The 18175-nt window shown below is 66.4% G+C and carries 16 protein-coding genes, 2 tRNA genes and 1 pseudogene; 7 read left to right on the top strand and 12 right to left on the bottom strand.

The features are described 5' to 3' along the window. Position 1 precedes the first annotated feature (1 nt). The 6 genes from pheS to infC form a co-directional block, all read right to left on the bottom strand. Complete coding sequence (gene pheS, locus MZV50_RS07975; RefSeq protein ID WP_252633882.1) at positions 2–1075, bottom strand: phenylalanine--tRNA ligase subunit alpha; 1074 nt, start codon at positions 1073–1075, stop codon at positions 2–4. A gap of 238 nt (positions 1076–1313) precedes the next feature. After that, entirely contained in the window at positions 1314–1670 is a 357-nt protein-coding gene (gene rplT, locus MZV50_RS07980) for a 50S ribosomal protein L20 (RefSeq protein WP_004625089.1), read from the bottom strand. 15 nt (positions 1671–1685) lie between these two features. Beyond that, on the bottom strand, positions 1686–1886 hold the full coding sequence (rpmI, locus tag MZV50_RS07985; protein WP_013080314.1) for a 50S ribosomal protein L35: 201 nt from the start codon (positions 1884–1886) through the stop codon (positions 1686–1688). 121 nt (positions 1887–2007) lie between these two features. Continuing rightward, positions 2008–3201 carry an MFS transporter gene (locus tag MZV50_RS07990; RefSeq protein ID WP_252633883.1) on the bottom strand — a complete coding sequence of 398 codons (1194 nt, stop codon included), beginning with the start codon at positions 3199–3201 and terminating at the stop codon, positions 2008–2010. An 89-nt stretch (positions 3202–3290) separates the two neighbouring features. Further along, a complete protein-coding gene (locus MZV50_RS07995; RefSeq protein WP_252633884.1) occupies positions 3291–5222 on the bottom strand; it encodes an alpha/beta hydrolase family protein in 1932 nt (643 codons plus the stop codon). A gap of 142 nt (positions 5223–5364) precedes the next feature. Then, complete coding sequence (infC, locus tag MZV50_RS08000) at positions 5365–5886, bottom strand: translation initiation factor IF-3 (protein WP_172263415.1); 522 nt, start codon at positions 5884–5886, stop codon at positions 5365–5367. 261 nt (positions 5887–6147) lie between these two features. Between infC and MZV50_RS08005 the strand changes: the two genes are divergently transcribed. Then, a complete protein-coding gene (locus MZV50_RS08005) occupies positions 6148–6750 on the top strand; it encodes a YitT family protein (RefSeq protein WP_252633885.1) in 603 nt (200 codons plus the stop codon). Positions 6751–6759: 9 nt separating this feature from the next. Here the strand turns inward: MZV50_RS08005 and MZV50_RS08010 are convergent, their stop codons facing one another. After that, on the bottom strand, positions 6760–7725 hold the full coding sequence (locus tag MZV50_RS08010) for a glycosyltransferase family 9 protein (protein WP_252633886.1): 966 nt from the start codon (positions 7723–7725) through the stop codon (positions 6760–6762). After that, positions 7722–8894 carry a glycosyltransferase family 4 protein gene (locus tag MZV50_RS08015; RefSeq protein ID WP_252633887.1) on the bottom strand — a complete coding sequence of 391 codons (1173 nt, stop codon included), beginning with the start codon at positions 8892–8894 and terminating at the stop codon, positions 7722–7724. The genes MZV50_RS08010 and MZV50_RS08015 overlap by 4 nt, the downstream gene beginning before the upstream one ends. Positions 8895–8949: 55 nt before the next feature. Between MZV50_RS08015 and MZV50_RS08020 the strand changes: the two genes are divergently transcribed. Beyond that, positions 8950–9822, top strand: coding sequence for an alpha/beta fold hydrolase (locus tag MZV50_RS08020; RefSeq protein ID WP_252633888.1), 873 nt, complete (start codon positions 8950–8952; stop codon positions 9820–9822). A gap of 2 nt (positions 9823–9824) precedes the next feature. Here MZV50_RS08020 and MZV50_RS08025 read toward each other — a convergent pair whose 3' ends face one another. Continuing rightward, positions 9825–10685 carry an SDR family oxidoreductase gene (locus MZV50_RS08025; protein ID WP_252635207.1) on the bottom strand — a complete coding sequence of 287 codons (861 nt, stop codon included), beginning with the start codon at positions 10683–10685 and terminating at the stop codon, positions 9825–9827. Positions 10686–10843: 158 nt separating this feature from the next. On the opposite strand from MZV50_RS08025, the gene MZV50_RS08030 reads away from it, so the two are divergent. The 5 genes and pseudogenes from MZV50_RS08030 to MZV50_RS08050 form a co-directional block, all read left to right on the top strand. Next, positions 10844–10918 (top strand) — tRNA-Gly (locus tag MZV50_RS08030). Between the two features lie 48 nt (positions 10919–10966). After that, a tRNA-Gly gene (locus MZV50_RS08035) sits at positions 10967–11041 on the top strand. A gap of 100 nt (positions 11042–11141) precedes the next feature. Next, positions 11142–12911 carry a DUF885 domain-containing protein gene (locus tag MZV50_RS08040; protein ID WP_252633889.1) on the top strand — a complete coding sequence of 590 codons (1770 nt, stop codon included), beginning with the start codon at positions 11142–11144 and terminating at the stop codon, positions 12909–12911. Between the two features lies 1 nt (position 12912). After that, the gene (locus tag MZV50_RS08045; protein WP_252633890.1) at positions 12913–13854 is read left to right on the top strand and encodes a sugar kinase; all 942 of its coding nucleotides are present in this window, start codon (positions 12913–12915) and stop codon (positions 13852–13854) included. A gap of 212 nt (positions 13855–14066) precedes the next feature. Continuing rightward, positions 14067–14446 (top strand): annotated as a pseudogene (locus MZV50_RS08050) (DUF6456 domain-containing protein); the annotation flags it as partial. A gap of 10 nt (positions 14447–14456) precedes the next feature. Here MZV50_RS08050 and MZV50_RS08055 read toward each other — a convergent pair. From MZV50_RS08055 to MZV50_RS08065, 3 genes are all read right to left on the bottom strand, one after another. Beyond that, positions 14457–15206, bottom strand: a complete 750-nt coding sequence (locus tag MZV50_RS08055) for a glucose 1-dehydrogenase (protein WP_252633891.1) — start codon at positions 15204–15206, stop codon at positions 14457–14459. Between the two features lie 760 nt (positions 15207–15966). Then, entirely contained in the window at positions 15967–16401 is a 435-nt protein-coding gene (locus MZV50_RS08060; RefSeq protein ID WP_252633892.1) for a hypothetical protein, read from the bottom strand. A gap of 110 nt (positions 16402–16511) precedes the next feature. Further along, positions 16512–17630 (bottom strand): hypothetical protein, encoded by a 1119-nt coding sequence (locus tag MZV50_RS08065; RefSeq protein WP_252633893.1) that lies wholly within the window; start codon positions 17628–17630, stop codon positions 16512–16514. Positions 17631–18175 lie beyond the last annotated feature (545 nt).

Here is an 18175-nt window from a genome sequence, read left to right on the forward strand (position 1 = left end):
CTCAGCTCAGGCCCGAGGCGGCGTTCGGCGCGGCGAAGGCGCTGAAGCCGTAGTGCGACAGCCAGCGGACGTCCGACGACCACATGTCGCGCAGGTCCGGCATGCCGTATTTCAGCATGCCCAGGCGATCGACGCCCATGCCGAAGGCGAAGCCCTGGTACTCGTCCGGATCGATGCCGCAGGCGCGCAGCACGTTCGGGTGAACCATCCCGCAGCCCAGGATCTCGAGCCACGACGTGCCCTGGCCGATCTTGATCTCGCCGCCCGAGCGGTCGCACTGCACGTCCATCTCGGCCGACGGCTCGGTGAACGGGAAGTGGTGCGGGCGGAACTGGGTGGTGACCGCGTCAGTCTCGAAAAACCGCGCCAGGAAGGTCTCCAGGGTCCACTTCAGGTGGCCCATGTGGATGCCCTTGTCGATCACCAGGCCCTCGACCTGGTGGAACACCGGGGTGTGGGTGGCGTCGTTGTCCACGCGATAGGTGCGGCCCGGCGCGATGATGCGGATCGGCGGCTTCTGCGACACCATGGTCCGCACCTGCACGGGGCTGGTGTGGGTGCGCAGCAGCATGCGTTCACCCGTCTCCTTCGTATTGAAGAAGAAGGTGTCATGCATCTCGCGGGCCGGGTGCTTGGGCGGGAAGTTCAGGGCCGTGAAGTTGTGGAAGTCGTCCTCAATGTCCGGGCCCTCGGCCACGGCGAAGCCCATCTCGGCGAAGATGGCGACCATCTCGTCCATGGTCTGCATGGTCGGGTGGACGCTGCCCTTGCGGCGATGCGGGGCGGGCAGGGAGAGATCCAGGGTCTCGCTGGCCAGGCGCGCGTCCAGCTCGGCGGCTTCGAGCGCCGCCTTCTTGTCGGCGATGGCCTCGGCGACCTTGTCGCGCAGGGCGTTGATCGCCGCGCCTTGCGTCTTGCGATCCTCGGGGCTCATGGCGCCCAGGGTCTTGAGCAGGCCCGAGATCGAGCCGGTCTTGCCGACGGCGGCCACGCGGACGGCGTCGAGCGCTTGGAGATCGCCAGCGGCGGCCACCTGGGCCAGCACTTCGGCTTCGAGAGTGTTGAGATCGGTCATGACGGGCATCCGTCTAGAGGATTTCGAGAGGGTTGAAACTAGGGAAGAAGCCCCAATTCCGCTCATTCCCGCGAAAGCGGGAAACCAAGCCGCGTTGGCTCCTCGTCCGCGTCCGTCCCGCTTGCTCAGCTTGGGTCCCCGCTTTCGCGGGGATGAGCGGGGTAAGGCGCAGCAAAAAGCCCCCTGGCTCGCGCCAGAGGGCTTTGCAAGATCGGTCGGGTCGGAACCCAAAAAGACCTTAGGCCAGGGCGGCGCGAACCTTGTCGGCGATGGCCTTGAACGCAACCGGATCGGCGCCGGCGATGTCGGCGAGGACCTTACGGTCGATCACGATCCCGGCCACATCCAGGCCGTGGATAAATTGCGAGTAGGTGAAGCCCTCCAGACGGGCGCCAGCGTTGATGCGCTGGATCCACAGCGAACGGAAGGCGCGCTTGCGCACCTTGCGGTCGCGGTAGGCGTACTGGCCGGCCTTGTCGACCGCGGCCTTCGCCGTACGGATGGTGTTCTTGCGGCGCCCGTAGAAGCCCTTGGCTTGCTCGAGAACCTTCTTGTGCTTGGCGTGGGCGACGACGCCCCGTTTAACGCGAGCCATGTGTCAGCGCTCCTCTTAAAGGCCGTAGGGCAGGTAGGTGCGGATGATCTTGGCGTCGGCCTCGCTCATCACCTTCGTGCCGCGCTGTTGGCGGATGTACTTGCCATTGTGGCCGATCAGGCGGTGGCGTTTGCCGGCGACGCCGGCCTTCAGCTTGCCCGTGGCGGTCAGTTTGAAGCGCTTTTTAGCGCCCGACTTGGTCTTCAACTTCGGCATTTCGCGTCGGAGCTTTCGCCCCGTCCTCTGGAAGCATGACGAACCGCCATGGCATGCCTAATGGCCAGGCGGTTCCGGAAAGGCGGGGTTACTACTGGAAAGACTCGCCAAAGGCAAGGGCTTAGGCCGCCGCCTTGGCGCGGCGGGCGATGATCAGGCCCAGCCAGACGGCCGGGATCATCAGGGCCGCGCCGAACCAGTAGGGGCCGCCGCTGGCCAGGCCGAACAGCGGGCCAGCCAGCAGCGGGCCGCCGATGCGGGCTAGCGAGCCGGCGGCCATGTTCAGGCCCAGCATCTGGCCCTGCCGGTCGGGCGGGCTGGCGCGCGAGATCAGGGCCGCCACGCAGGGAAAGACCAGCGACTGGCCGAAGGCGGTGCAGCCGACCGCGACCATCGCCAGGCTGGCGTGAGGCGCGAACGGGGTCAGCAGCAGGCTTATGGCGATGATCGACAGGCCCGTGGTCAGCACCCGACCCTCGCCGAAGCGGCGAGCCAGGCGGCCGGTCAGCACGCCCTGGCCCAGCGAGGCGATGACGCCGATCACGGCGAAGCACAGGCCGACCTCGCGCGGGCCCCAGTCGAAGCGGGCGTTGGCCCACAGGCCGAAGATCGATTCCATGCCCGCGAAGGCGCCGGTCGAGACCAGGGTGACCAGCAGCACGCGCGACAGCACCGGGTGGGCGGCGGCTTGGCCCAGGGCCTCGCGGCGTCCAGGTTGCTTGGCGCCTGGCGCGGAGGGCGCGCGGCTCTCGGCCACGAACAGCAGGACGCCCAGCACCGCCAGCGCCGCCATGCCGGCGGCCACGAACAGCGGGATCTGAAAGCCCAACTGGCCGGCGCTGGGGTGGGCCAGCAGGCCGCCCAGGGATGGCCCGATCACGAAGCCGGCCCCGAACGCCGAGCCCAGCAGGCCCATGCGGCCCGCGCGCTTCTCGGGCGGGGTGACGTCGGCCATGTAGCCCTGGATCGTCGAGATGTTGCCGCTGCCGAAACCGCCGACCAGGCGCACGGCCATGGCGATCCAGATGTTGGGCGCGAAGGCTAGGGCGACATAGGCGATGGCGTTGGCCAGGATGGTGACCATCAGCACCGGCCGCCGGCCGATGCGATCCGACAGCCGGCCCCAGAACGGCTCGCCGAAGAACTGGCCCAGACTGTAGGCAGCGAACATGGTCGTCACCTGCCACGGCGCGGCGTTCATCGCCTTGGCGTAGAAGGGCAGCAGCGGAATGACCACGCCGAAGCCCACCAGGTTGATGAAGACAACCAGGAGCAGGACGGCCAGGGCGCGAGCGCTGTGAGCGGGATCGGACATCAGGGGGCGGGGTTTACGCCCGAACCTTCGGCTTGGCGACCCTGGGAAACCCATGATCGCCGGGCGAAGCGTCGCGCGTTCGGCTCACCTTACTCCGGCGGGTTGTGCTTCTCGATGAAGGCGACGGTTTCGGTCAACATCTTCAGGCGCGTGGCGCTGCGCGACAGCCAGTGGTCCTCGCCGTCCAGGGTGACGAACTGGACCGGCTTGCCGGCCTTCTTCAGCGCATCGGCCATGGCTTGGCTCTGGTCATAGCGGACCACGGTGTCGTCCTTGCCGTGAATCAGCAGGATCGGGATGTCGACCTTGGCCGCCTGCTGGGCGGGCGAGATGGCGGTCAGGTCCGGGTCCTTGGCGCCGTCCGCGCCCATGAAGCGCAGCCAGTAGCGCTGCGAGGCGCCGGCCTCGCCATTGTTGACGCGGATGTTGGTCAACAGGAACTTCCTCAGGTCCGCCGGGCCGGCCACCGAAACGGCGCAGCGATAGACGCCCCGGTCCAGCGTGGCGCCGGCCAGGGCCGCGTAGCCGCCATAGCTGGCGCCGACCACGCAGACGCGCTTGGGGTCGATGATCCCCTGCTTGGCCAGGTCGCGGACGCCGTCCGACAGGTCGGTCTGCATCTTCTTGCCCCACTCGCCGAACCCCGCCTTGACGAAGTCCCAGCCGAACCCCTCGGAGCCCCGGAAGTTGGGCTGCAGCACCGCGTAACCGCGCGAGGCCACGGCCTGGCTCCACCAGTCGAAGCCCGGTTCGTCGCGACCCTCGGGGCCGCCGTGCGGCAGCACGATCAGCGGCAGGTTCTTGGGATCGCGGCCCTTGGGCAGGGTCAGGTAGCCGCTGATCTCCAGCCCGTCGGCCGCCTTGTACTTGATGGCGCGTACGGGCGAGACCTGATCGGCGGTGACGCCCTGATAGACCTCACCCAGCCAACTGGCCTGCTTGGTGTTCAGGTCGACCAGGGCGTAGGCCGGGCCCATCTCGGCCGAGTCGACCTGGACCACGACCCGCTTGCGGTCCTTGGACCATGAGACCAGCGAGACTCGGTCGCCCTGGAACGCCTTGACGACGGCGTTCCAGGTCTTCTGGCTGCCCGCGTCGAAGAAGGTGTAGGTCAGTTCGTCGCCCTTCAGCGTGGCGCCGCCCAGCAAGGCCAGCGTCGCGGGGTCGTAGATAAGGCCGCTGAGGTCGCTGGGCAGGTCGGTATGCTGATCGACGCCGCTGTACTCGCGCAGGAAGTCGTTGCCCTTGTCGTCGGCGCGCGAGACCAGGACCGACTTGCCGTCGCGGCCGAAGCCCGCGATGCCGTACGAGCCCATCGGCGTGTCGGCCTCGTCGACCGTGCGCCAGGCGCCGTTCAGCTTCATCCGCAACGACCAGCGGCCGCGCTTGCCGTCGTACACCGACTGGGCCGCGGGTTCGCCCGTGGCGTCGACCAGCCAGTCGTCGGCGTCGGCGCGCGCGCCGTAGTCCAGCATCCGCGTCGTGTTGTTGCGCAGATTGACGCGATACAGGGTGTTGACGCCCCGGTTGTCGACAAAATGGATGCCTTCCAGGAACACGATGGGCTCGCCGTCGATGGTTCGCACCATCGGCGCGCCGACGATCACATTCATCGAGTCCTCCTGATTGCGCAGGAGGGGGACCAGCTTCTTGGTCTTCCAGTTGAAGTCCGAGGCCATGTAGTACTCGCGCGCCGGACCCATCAGGCCGCGCACTTCCTCGGTCTGGGAGACCACCAGGATCAGGTGGTCCTCGCCGGCCCAGGTGATGCTGCGCAGCTTGGTCTGGCCGACCGCGACCCGGGTCAGGGCCTCGCCGCCGACCTCGCGGATCATCAGGTAGCGCTGCTCGCTGTTGGTCAGCACGACCGCCAGCTTGGAGCCGTCGGGCGAGATCCTCACCGTCTCGATGTTCGGGAGCTGGCCGTAGATGGCCAAATCGGACTTCTTGTCGGCCGCTAGCACGGGGGACGACGTCAAGGCGATGCAGGCCGCCACCGCGACCCCGAAGGATTTGAACACGCGAAACTCCCCCAACCGCGCCCAACTCTATCAGAGGATGTGACCGTGTCGAGGCGTTCGAAAACGTGTGATCGTGAGGTGGGCAAAACAAAACGCCCCGGCCGAGGGCCGGGGCGTTTCGGTGTCTAACGGTGATCGGATCCTAGCGCGGCGCCAGGATCATGATCATCTGCCGGCCTTCCATGCGCGGCTCGTATTCGACCTTGGCGACCTCGTCGAAGTCGGCCTTGACCTTGAGCAGCAGCTTCATGCCGAGCTCCGGGTGCGCCATTTCGCGACCGCGGAAGCGCAAAGTGACCTTCACCTTGTCGCCTTCCTCGAAGAAGCGGGTCATGGCTTTCGCCTTAACCTCGTAATCGTGGATGTCGATGTTCGGACGGAGCTTGATTTCCTTGAGCTCGACGACCTTCTGCCGCTTGCGCGCCTCGTTCTTCTTCTTCTGCTCCTGGAACTTGAACTTGCCGTAGTCCAAGATCTTGCAGACGGGAGGATTGGCGTTCGGAACGATTTCCACCAGGTCCAGGCCGGCTTCCTCGGCCGCTTCCATGGCGGACGCGGTCGGCATCTCGCCTTGCTTCTCGCCGTGTTGGTCGATCAGCAGGACGCGGGGGACGCGGATGTCTTCGTTGATACGCGGCCCATCCTTGACGGGCGGCGTTTGCATAGGACGGCGAATAGGGCGGCTCCGGGGCAGTTGATAAGGGTATAGCTGAACGCATGCGCGCCGCGCTGGGCGCGCCGCGAGAAACTGATATATGACGCGCCGGCCGCGCGGTATCAAGCGAAGGCCGCCAAAGAGACGCCGGCCAGGTCTAGTTTTTTTGACCAGAGCCGCCCCCCCTGGAGGGGCTGCAGCGTTCGAGGGGATGGAAACGACCGGACGGGGACGAATTTTCCCGGATCCAGACGCCCGCCCTCGACCTTCATGACCCAGCATCGCCACACCGCCCTGGAGGACGTCCACGCCCTCCTGATCGGCTCCAGTTTCATCGCCGTGGGCCTGACGCTGCTCAAGGCCGCCGGCCTAGTCACGGGCGGCGTAGCCGGGGTGGCCCTGATCATCTCGTATCTGAGCGGCGGCTGGCCGGTGGGCGTGGTGTTCTTCGTCCTGAACCTGCCGTTCTACGTGCTGGCCCAGCGGACCCTGGGCTGGACGTTCACGGTCAAGACCCTGGCCACCAACCTCCTGCTTGCGGGCCTGGCCTGGGGCATGCCGTACTGGCTGAAGGTCAGCCACGTGGACCCGATCTTCTCGGCGGTGTTCGGCGGCACCATCATCGGCATGGGCATCCTGGCCCTGGCGCGGCACCGCTCCAGCGTTGGTGGGATCGGGGTGCTGGCGCTCTATCTGCAGGAGCGGCGCGGGATCAGCGCCGGCAAGGTGCAGATGGCGGCCGACTGCCTGGTCGTGGCCGCGGCCTTCTTCGCGATCCCGTTCGACAAGCTGCTGCTGTCGATCGCCAGCGCCGTGGCGCTGAGCGCGGTGATCATCGCCAACCACAAGCCCGGGCGGTACGCGGGCTATTGAGGTGGGCGTCTAGCGTCCCAGCAGCGAGATGGCGGCGCTGGCGACGGTGCTGACCGGCAGGGCCTGCAGGTCCGGCGAGCGGATCACCGCCACGTGGCCGCGCGGGGCGCAGAGGTCGGGGTCCGAGGCGTCGGAGAACAGGGCGATGGTCGGCGCGCCGGCGGCGGCCAGCAGGTGCGTCGGGCCGGTGTCGTTGCCGACGGCCAGGGCGGCCTTGGCGCCCAGCACGGCCAGCTGGGCGAAGTCGGTGCGACCGGTCAGGTCGCGCGCGCCGCCGACGGCCTTCTGGATGTGGCGAGCCATGGCGCTTTCCTGCGGACCGCCGATGATGACGATGTCCAGGCCGCGCGCCTTCAGATGCGAGGCCAGTTGGGCGTAGCATTCGACGGGCCAGCGCTTCTCGGGCCGGTGGGCCGAGCCGCCCGGCACCAGCAGCACATAGGGCTTGGGCGTGGCGGCGCCAGCGCGCGGCTCCTTCTGCCGGCGCAGGATCCATGACAGGTCCGGCGGCGGGGCGCTGCCAGGCTCGGTCGGGGCGTCGGGCCAAATGCCGGCGGCGCGCAACTGGTCGGCCTGGCGCTCCAGGGTGTGCATGCGCAGGCGGGCCTTGCCCTTCTGCGGCAGGGCGCAGCCGAAGGCGATGCCGTTCCACTGCGGCGGGAACGGGCGCAGTAGCTGAAAGTACCAGTTGGTCCGGCTGTTGGTCTGCAGATCGTACACCCGGTCGTAGCGCGCCTTGCGGATCCGGCCGATCATGGCGAACGTCTCGCCCAGGTCGCCGGGGCGGCCATCGGTCTCGACGTGGTTGAAATAGGGGCTGAGCTTGGCCAGCGCCTCGAAGGGCGGGGTGGTCAGCAGGGTGATCTTGGCCTTGGGATGGGCCTGGCGGATCTTCTTCATCGCCGCCAGCGCCAGGACGAAGTCGCCCAGGGCGCCCAGCTTGATCACCAGGACCTTCTTGATCTCCTTGCTCACGACGAACGCTCCAAGCCCAGTACGCGTGCATAGACCTCAAGGGTCGCTTCGCACATGGCGTCCACCGAATACAACCGTCGCGCCCGCGCCCGCGCCGCCAGGCCCATGGTCTGTCGGCCCGCGGCCCCGACCTCGCAGGCCAGCAGCAGGGCGTCTGCCCAGGCCTGAGCGTCGCCCGGCGCGACCAGCCACCCCGTCTCGCCCGGGACGACCGTCTCGCGGGTGGCGCCATGGTCCGAGGCCAGGACCGGGCGGCCCATCACCTGCGGCTCGACCGCCGTGCGGCCGAAGGCTTCCGGCTCCAGCGAGGGCGCGATGGCCAGGTCGGCCAGGAGATAGGCGGCCGGCATGTCGTCGCAGTGGCCGACCAGCCTGACGGCGTCCTCCAGGCCGGCGGCGGCGATGGCGGCCTCCAGCTCGGCGCGATAGCCCTTGCGGCCCTGGTCGTCGCCAGCCAGCAGCAGCAGGATCCGGTTCTCGCCGCGCGCCTTCAGCAGCGTCATGGCCTCGATCAGCAGCCCCTGGCCCTTCCAGCGGGTCAGGCGGCCGGCCAGCAGCACCTTCAGCCGGCGCTCGCCCTCCGCGACGCCCCAGGCCTTGCGCAGGCGCTCGATCCGCTCGACGCCGACGACGCCGGGTTCGAAACGCGACAGGTCAACGCCGCGCGGAATGGCCACGACCTTCTCGGGCGCGATGGCGTGCTCCTTGATCACGTGCTGGCGCGTGAACTCGGAGTTGGCGATGACCAGGTCGCCCTTGGTCATGACCGCGTTGTACCAGCGCTTCAGCTCGGACTTGGCGTTGTAGACCCCGTGATAGGTCGCTACGAACGGAACCTTGGTGGCATGCGCGGCCCACAAGGCGCTGAACGCCGGGGCGCGCGAGCGGGCGTGCACCAGGCTGACCTTTTCGCGCTTGATCAGGTCGATCAGCCGCGCGGCGTTGCCCAGCATGACCAGGGGATTCTTGGATTGGGCGGGCATCTGGGCCAGGCGGCCGCCGTCGGCCTCCAGGCGCGCGGCCATCCGGCCCCCCCGGGTCGCGACCAGGGCCTTGCCGCCTTGCGCCACCACCGCATGGGCGACATCAATCGTCGTTTGCTCCGCGCCGCCCGTTTCCAGCTCCGGCGTGACTTGCAGCAGGGTGAAATCGGCGGGTAGGTCGGGCACACGACTCTCGGCGAAAGCAACGCGGTTTTAGTAGCGAAAGGATCGAGGCGAAGCCATGACCGAATCCCGGGGCGCGCTCGTGCGCGAAGACGGCTCGAAACTCGCCTGGCGCCGCGTGGACGGCGAAGGACCAACGGTCGTCTGGCTCGGAGGTTTCCACTCCGACATGACCGGGACCAAGGCCGAGGTGCTGGCCGAGCAGGCCAAGGCGACCGGCGGCGCGTATGTGCGTTTCGACTATTTCGGCCACGGCGAGTCCGAGGGGGCGTTCGAGAACGGAACGATCAGCCGCTGGCGCGAGGACACCCTGGCGGTGATCGACGAACTCACTCAAGGACCGCTGGTGCTGGTCGGCTCGTCCATGGGCGGCTGGCTGGCGAGCCTAGCGGCGATCGCGCGGCCCGACCGGGTCAAGGCGCTGGTGCTGATCGCGCCGGCCCCGGACTTCACCGAGACGCTGATGAAGCCCAAGCTGCCGGCCAAGGCGCTGGCGGCGATCGCCGAACACGGATCATGGACGCGGCCGTCCGACTACGATGAGGACGGCTATCCGATCACCCGCGCGCTTCTGGAAGACGGCGCGCGGTGGTCGATCCTGCCGGGCCCGGTGCCGATCGATATCCCGGTGCGGGTGCTGCAGGGCGGGGCCGACCCGGATGTGCCGTGGACCCACGCCCTGGAGCTGGCCAACGCCCTGACGAGCGAGCACGTCGTCTTCACCCTGATCAAGGATGGCGACCACCGCCTGTCGCGCCCGCAGGACTTGGAGCGTCTGGTCGCCGCCGTCTCCGAAGCCAAGGGCCTGGCCGAGCCGGAGGAGGGCGATCTCGTCTCCCGCCGCTTGGCGCGGGCGGCGCGGCTGCGCAACGCGGCAGGCCTGGACGCGGTGGGGATCACGCCGCGGGCGCCGGCGATCGACGAGGAGTAGGCCTAGCCGCCCGCCTTCAAGATCGACGCTAGGCCCTCACGATAGGTCGGATAGGCGGGCCGCCACCCCAGTTCGGCCTTGGCGCGGGCGTTCGAGACGCGCTTGTTTTCGGCGTAGAAGCGGCGGGTGGCGGGCGATATGCCCAGTTCGTTGAAGGGCAGGTCCGGCGGGACCGGGACGCCCAGCAGATGGGCGGCGTGCTCCATGACGTCCTGCGGCGGCGCCGGTTCGTCGTCGACCAGATTGTAAATCCCGCCGGCGCGCGGCCGGTCCAGCGAGGCCAGCAGGCCCGTGACGATGTCGTCGACATGGATGCGGCTGAACACCTGGCCGGGCTTGACGATCCGCCGGCCTTCTCCGGCCCGAAGGCGGTCCAGCGCGCTGCGGCCGGGGCCATAGATCCCCGGCAGGCGGAAGGCGGTGACGGTCAGGCCCATGCCGCGCCCCACCTGGCGCCAGTCGCGCTCGGCGCCGACCCGGCGGGCGCCCTCGACCGACTGGGCCTTGAGCGGGCTGGTCTCGAACACCCACCGTCCGTCGAAATCGCCATAGACGCCGGTGGTCGACAGATAGCCGATCCAGTCAGGGAAGGCCTGGGCCTGGGCCAGGGCGGGGATGATCGCCTCCAGGGCTGGGCAGCCGTCGGGGCCGGGCGGCGCGGTGATCAGGATCGCGTTCACGCCCGTCAGCGCGGCGGTCATGGCCTGGCGGTCGTCCGGATCGGCCGGCGTGATTCCCTGGGCGCGAAGCCTGTCGGCCTGCTGCTCGTCCCGCGCTGTGGCGGCGATCTCCCAGCCGCGCGCCCGCAAGGCGCGGGTAAACGCCGCGCCGACATAGCCCAGACCGAATACAAACAGACGCAACGCCCAGAACTCCGCCCCGGAAACCCGGCCCGAACCGGTCTGGATCAAGCCTCCGAAAAAACCCTCTTCGCAACCCCTCAAAGGGCGCTTGCAAAGCGCTGAGCGCTCTGCCATAAGCCGCCTCCTCGTCGCGGGGCGCTTCTTTGAGCCTCGCCGATGCGGGCGTAGCTCAGTGGTAGAGCGCAACCTTGCCAAGGTTGATGTCGAGAGTTCGAATCTCTTCGCCCGCTCCATTCTCCCGGCTTCCGGGAAGTCTGGATGAGACCATATCTCGCGAATGGGCGGGCGTAGCTCAGTGGTAGAGCACAACCTTGCCAAGGTTGGGGTCGAGAGTTCGAATCTCTTCGCCCGCTCCATTCCCGATTTTCTTCCAGATATTAGATGCATCCGATCGGTCGTCGCCGATCGCTGATTCGCGTGTCGATCCGCGCGGGCCGTTGGCCTAAGCTGCGCCGCATGACTCGCATCGCATCCTGTCTTGTCGGCATGTGCTTGGCCGCGTCGATGGCCTCGGCCGCCTGGGCCGGCCCAGGCTCCGTCAACCTGACCAAGCTGGTCATCCGCTACGAGGCGCTGGGCGATCCAGGCGAGGATCCCGACAGCGGCGGATCGTCCGACGCCCGCTGGAAGCTGCCCGATGTCTCGGCGGCCGCCGACGCCGACCGCGCCGCCAAGCTGAAGCAGATCCGGGCGGAGCTGAACGCCATGGGCGACAGGGGCCTGGCCGACGACGAGCGCCTGACCCGCGACCTGCTTTTGTTCAGCCTGCGCGACCGCATCGAGGCGGCGGGCTTCGACGAGTCCCGCATGCCGTTCAGCAGCGACGGCGGCTTCGACGTCATGATGCTGTACCGGGCCAGCGGAACGACGCTGCGCGATGAGGGCGAGGCGCGGCGCTGGATCGCCCTGCTCAACGCCATGCCCGGCTGGTACGCAGCCAATATCGACAACGCCCGTCGCGGCGTCGCCAGCGGTTTCGTCCAAGCCGCGCCGACCGCCCAGGCGGTGCTCGAGCGCGCCCAGCGGGCGGCGGCGACGCCGCTGGCCGAGGATCCGCTGCTGGCCCCGCTGCGCGCGCTGCCGGACAGCATCCCCGCCGCCACCCGCGCGGCCCTGGTCGCCGAGGGCGAGACGGCGGTGGCCGACAAGGTCGCCCCGGCCCGAACCAGCTTCGTCAGGTTCATGGTCGAGGACTATGTCCCGCACGCCGCCAAAAGCCTGGCGGCCTCGGACCTGCCGGACGGCAAGCGCTACTACGCGTTCCTGGCCCGTCGGCACACGACGACGGACCTGACGCCCGACCAGATCTACGACATCGGCCAGGCCGAGGTGGCCCGCATCCGCGCCCGCATGGAACAGACCATGAAGGCCGCCGGCTTCCAGGGCGACCTGCCGGCCTTCATCGCCATGCTGCGCAAGGACCCGCGCTTCTACGCCACCAGCCGCCAGCAGCTCCTGGAGAAGTCCAGCGAGATCGCCAAGCGCGCCGACGGCCAGTTGCCGGCCCACTTCGGCGTGCTGCCGCGTCTGACCTACGGCGTACGGCCGGTGCCGGCCAGCATCGAGAAGGGCTACACCACCGGCCGCTATTTCGGCGGCGATCCCAAGGTCGGCCGGGCCGGCGGGCTGATGATCAACACCTCGGAACTGGACCAGCGGCCGCTTTACGAGCTGCCGGCCTTGGTGCTGCACGAGGGCGCGCCGGGCCACCACATCCAGACCTCGCTGGCCCAGGAGCAGGTCGGGGTCCCGGAGTTTCGCCGCAACCTCTACTTCACCGCCTATGGCGAGGGCTGGGGCCTCTATTCGGAGTGGCTGGGCGAGGAGATGGGGATCTATCGCGATCCCTACGAACTGTTCGGCCGGCTGTCGTACGAGATGTGGCGCGCCTGCCGCCTGGTGGCCGACACCGGCATGCACTGGAAGGGCTGGAGCCTCGACCAGGCCCGCGCCTGCTTCACCGACAACACCGCCCTGTCGCCGGTCAATATCGAGGTCGAGCTGAAACGCTACGTCTCTTGGCCCGGCCAGGCCCTGGCCTACAAGATCGGCGAGCTGAAGCTGCTGGAACTACGTCAGCGCGCCGAGAAGACGCTGGGCGACCGGTTCGACGAGCGGGCCTTCCACGACGCGGTGCTGCTGCACGGCTCGCTGCCGCTGTCGGTGCTGGAGACCCGCATCGACGCCTGGATCGCCCAGCAGAAGAACGACAAGAAGAAGGGCTGACATGGCCAAGATCACCGTCCTCGGCGAATGCATGGTCGAGCTGTCGCCGGAGGCCGCCGATGGATCTGGCGACGGCGGCGCCCCGCTGTACCGGATGGGCTATGCCGGCGACACCTTCAACACAGCGATCTACATGGCTCGGCTGGGCGACGAGGTCGCCTACTGCACGGCGCTAGGGCAGGGCGATCCCTTCAGCGAGGGCGTGCTGGCGACCATGCGCCGCGAGGCCATGGACACCCGCCTGGTCCGTCAGGTCGAGAACCGCCTGCCGGGCCTCTACGCCATCGTCCTGGACGAACACGGCGAGCGGAAGTTCCACTACTGGCGCGAGCGGGCCCCGATCCGCGACCTGTTCTCGGCCCACACCGCCAACCAACTGATCGAGGCGGCCAAGGCCAGCGATCTGGTCTATCTGTCCGGCGTCACCCTGGCGGTGATCGGCGACATCGGCCGGGCGCGCCTGAAGGACATCCTGGCCTATGTCCATTCGCTGGGGATCGCCGTGGCGCTGGACTTCAACTACCGCCCGGCCCTGTGGCCCAGCCCCGAGGCCGCCCGCGCCGCCCTGGACGGCGTGGTCCCCTCGTGCCGCTACGTGTCGCTGAGCAGCGAGGACAGCCGGCCCCTCTACGGCCGCGAGGCCGAGGACCTGGCCGGCGAGTGGGCCGCGGCGGGCGCCGAGGTCGTTGCGCGCGACGAGAGCCACGCGGTCAACGTCCACCGTCCGGACGGCCGCGTCGCGACGTCGGCGCCGAGCCGGGTGAAAGCCGTCGACACCACGGGGGCGGGCGACAGCTTCAACGCCGCCTACCTGTCGTCGCGCCTGGCGGGACTGTCGATCGCCGATTCGGTGACGCGGGCGCATGGGCTCGCGGCGGTGGTGGTGGGGTGCAAGGGCGCGATCGTTCCGGCGGCTTCAATGCCCGTCTGGCCGCGGGGATAGAGCCCACTCCGATTCAGCCTTTTCAATGGGTTATCCATTCGGGGTGGGAGTAAGATAGGAATATCTTCCTCCGTTTGGGATAATAAACCTATAGTAGCGTCCGCCGGCCATTCTCGCGGCTGGGGGGAGTGTATTCGCGCAGGTTAGACTTGTCCCGAATACAGATTAGAGCTGTTAAAGCTGCGAAACGCTCGCAGTTTAGACCCGGCTAGATCGCCTGGCTGGCCCGTCGCCGTGATCGCGCGGGCGGCCTTGGCTGACGGCGGTCGAGGCCGCGGCGGCCGAACGTCTGCGCGAGGAGTTCGAGAGCTTGGGTGCGTTGGGCGCACGACCATGCGCTGGGATCTGACGCAGCGCGTATCCGGTGGGCGGCCGGGTCTGGCGCCGGCCGAGCGGGACCACGCCACGCGGCAACGGATCGCGCGCCCAGGCCGAGGTCGGTCCCGGCCTGCGCGAGATCCCGGAGCGCGTCTGCCTGATGGGCTCGGCCCTGGAGCAGGCCGAGGCGGCGCTGAAGCTGCCGCGCCGGGCGGGCAAGAGGGTGTTGAAGCTCGCCCTGCAGCACCTGGCGCGGCATTATCGTATGGCGTGAGCGTCCGGACCTAGCGGTTGCCGCCGGCCACGGCGATGATCTCGCCGGTGATCCAGAAGCTCTCGGGCGAGGCCAGGAAGGTCGCCACCGGCGCTATGTCCGACGGCTGACCCATGCGGCCCAGCGGGGTCTGGGCGACCATCTGGGTCTCGAGGTCCGAACCGATGATGCCCATGGTGTGGGTGCCCTCGGTCTCGACCGCGCCCGGCGAGATGGCGTTGACCCGGATCTTGCGCGGACCCAGCTCCTTGGCCAGGACGCGGGTGATCGAGTCTACCGACGCCTTGGTGGCCGTATAGACCGAGGCGGTCGGGATATCGACCGTGGTGGCCGCCGAGCTGATGTTGATCACGCTGCCGCCGTCCAGGCCGAAGCGTTTGGCCGCTTCCCGGGTGGCCTGCAGCAGGCCCAGGACGTTGATGTCGAACTGCCGTCGGAAGTGGGCCTCGGTGATCTCCTCCAGCGCGGCGAACTCGTAGACGCCGGCGTTGTTGACCAGGATGTCGACGCCGCCGAACTTCGCCTGGGTTTCATCGAACAGCCGCGTGACGTCGGCGTCCTTGGCCACGTCGCCGTGGACGGCGATGGCCTTGCCGCCGGCGGCGGTGATCTCGGCCACCACCTTGTCGGCGCCCTCGCGGCTGGAGGCGTAGTTGACCGCCACGGCCGCGCCCTCGGCGGCTAGGGCTTTGGCGATGGCCGCCCCGATGCCCTTGGACGCACCGGTGACCACGGCGGTCTTGCCTGCAAGCTTGCTCATTGTCTCTCTCCGTTCGACCCATTGGCCGATCGCCTTCAGCGGCGAACGCTTCGACATTTAGATAATCATCGAAGTGATTCAATGCGTGGGGATGGGACAATTTTTCGAGGTGTTGTCGGTACAGGCTAGAAGTGGCCCAGAAACAGATTAGAGCTGTCAAAGCTGCGAAGCAGTCGCAAACGTGGCTCTAGCGGGCCTATCAGTTCACGAGATTGATCCCAGCGACGAGTAGGGCGGCGAAGATCGACATGCCGCCGAGAAGCCCTCCGAAGAGAAGGGCTCCAGGTTCGGACGGCGGCGGCGACCGTCATGCTCGGGTTCGCAGCAAGCAAACGGCTCACCCTATAGAGCGTGTTCGTATCGGGCTTTCCGCTCCCGGCCGGGCGACCGCGTTTGCCGGTGTGGGTGCGGGAGTTCAGCAGTTGGTCAAGGTCGATCATCAGTCGGGATCCTCTGGCTAGACGTTGCGTCCGTTCAGTTTCTTCCGCAACAAATTCGCCAAAGCCACCGGTGAATATTCCCGCCGCCGCTACCCGCTGGTCGCCAACGTGGTCAGAGCCACCCAGCAACCTGAGCGGCTAATCGCTTGAGTTTTTTCCAAAGCTTCAGTGCACGGTGAAGGCGAATAGTGGAGCGCGTGATGACCCTCAAGCCCGTCATGCGCCAAGACTGCACCATTCCGACATTTACCCGGCCCGACACCTAGCTCCGGTGCGTGGGCCCGGGCGAGTACCGCCGAAGCGGGCGAGCGTCGACGGTATTACTCGCGAATTTCAGCTCTCCGAGCAACCGCACCGATCACCTTGACGCCAGTTGCTGAAAACTCGGTAATTGCAGCGCTTAGCCTCCGCGAGCCGTCCTTGTGGCGGACTTCAGGTATAGCTCGCTGCACAGCACTGAGCTTCTGCTGAAAGGAAAGCATCAGCTTCTGATCGCGGCCGTCCTTGAGAATCGCGGAGACCTCGATGGACTTCCAGTGTAATTTGGTTGCGATCTCATCGCATTTTTCAAGGTCCGCCTTATTGATATCACCCTGCGATGAATTGACCTTCTGAACCGCAACGTAGAAATCAGCCACCAGTGTATTTATGTCCTTTAGATTCTGGGACACATACTCTGATTGGATTTTCTGCCTCTCAACCTTTTCATTGATCGCGGGTGCAATACTATAAGATCCCCAGGCAGCAATGATCACGACCGCGATATTCCATATCAGCGGGACCTTGTCTTGCCACAGGTGCTTCCAGCACCACACGATAGGTCGAGCGAACAAGGCCGTTGCTAGCTGCCTCGGAGTCATAAGATTCATTCCGTCTTATCGACTTGAGCCACAGTCTTGAGGCCAATCTTTTCCTTAGATTCCTGACCTATGTGATCAACCTTCGCCGCAGTTGGCTGATCTATACCGTTGACCATAAGATTGATCTGTTGCTGCATCTCAACGCTGATGGTTTGGTCTGCAGTTTTCGAGTTGGTAATCTGGACCGGCGTAGAGCTAGCCTTACAACCGCTGAGCATGCCGCTACCAGCGAGCGCGATGACCACGCTGACGAAGATCGCTAGCTTGCTATCTCTCGCTTTGAAATCGAGACGTCCGGGCGAGTTAAACGAGAGCCCGAAGTGCTCAATGTCTCTCGGGTCATAGTAGCGCTCGATGATCTCATCCATCGTGAGGCCGGAGAGGTCCTGCCCCCCGCCGGTTGCACGATAGGCAGCAACAGCGAACTCGATGAGCCGCGTCGGCTGACTAATTGCTGATGGATCGTTGCCCCTGTACGTAGGCGCAGTAATCGTCGACCAACTCTGCCCTTCCTTGACGAAGGAGCCGTACGCGTACTCAAAAAATCGCTCGGTCAACGCATTCCGAGCGACCTCTGCGATCGCTGGCGGCTTGCCGATATACTTTACAAGATCAAGCGGGAGTTCTTGCTTAAATCTGTTCGTTGAAAGCCAGTTGACGCGCCGAAAAAGGATATCGCCCCACAAGTAGGGGGGGATACGGGCGCGATCTTCCAGTCTAAGCGGCGCGGCGATCTCGCCGAAAAGCACTCGGGAATATGCACCGAAGCCCGGCACGACAACCAAGTCCCCGACCGCCATGTTGGAAGTTAGGTGCCGGACGGTCCGCAAGAAAATCGCGGTGGCGGTATCTGGGCTCTGCGGGAAGTCTGCCAAGTTGATGGTCGTGCCATCATCCCTGACGGGTCCTTTGTGCGACACCATGGAGACAGAGCGCCGGATATGCTGGCGCACAAGACCATCATCTTCGAGATCCCGTTGGGCTAGGTCCAGCCCAGGAAACTCGAGATAGACGCGACGCTCCTGCTCGAAGTCATCAAAGAACTTCCGGTTCTTGCCTGGCTGAACGATCCAGATGCGCTTCGAAGCGGGAATGATCGTCGTATTGATATCTACGGTGCTCAAGCTTCCCCCGCGAGCGATCCTGCACTGAAGCTCGCCATTGAAGTGCGACTTGGCGGGAGCGTCAACTTTGGACTGCAACCCGCGTGCGCGCGCACCCCGGATATGGGGACATCACGCGGACAACGGCGTTAGGGGGCAGTTGGGATGTGCTGCTCGCCTTCTATGTCTCCAGCAAGTGGACGCGTTTGGCAACATCTCAAAGTTATGGGTTGGAACTTGGTTGGCATATCCGTTCGGATATACTTGCAAAAATTATCCGATTGTCAGTCAAAGACTTGATTGGACTCGAAAAATTTACCGTAATTGCCTTTGCGGGCTACGATGCTTGTTCGAGGCGATCAGCAATACCGCTGGGCGCGCTCCTTTAATAGGGCGGCTCCAACATGTAATTTCCTAATGAAATCGTCCGCTTAGGCGGAGGGGTAGCGGCTCGGGCTTGCCGGCCCGAGCCATTTCCCCGGAAAGAATCCGGTCTCGTTTCAACCGCGATACAGGACTTTCCCCCGTCATCGCCAAATAGTCAACCGTCCTGCCGGACGGATTGC

Origin of the sequence: Caulobacter segnis, from assembly GCF_023935105.1 — a bacterium.
Taxonomy (GTDB): Bacteria; Pseudomonadota; Alphaproteobacteria; order Caulobacterales; family Caulobacteraceae; genus Caulobacter; species Caulobacter segnis_B.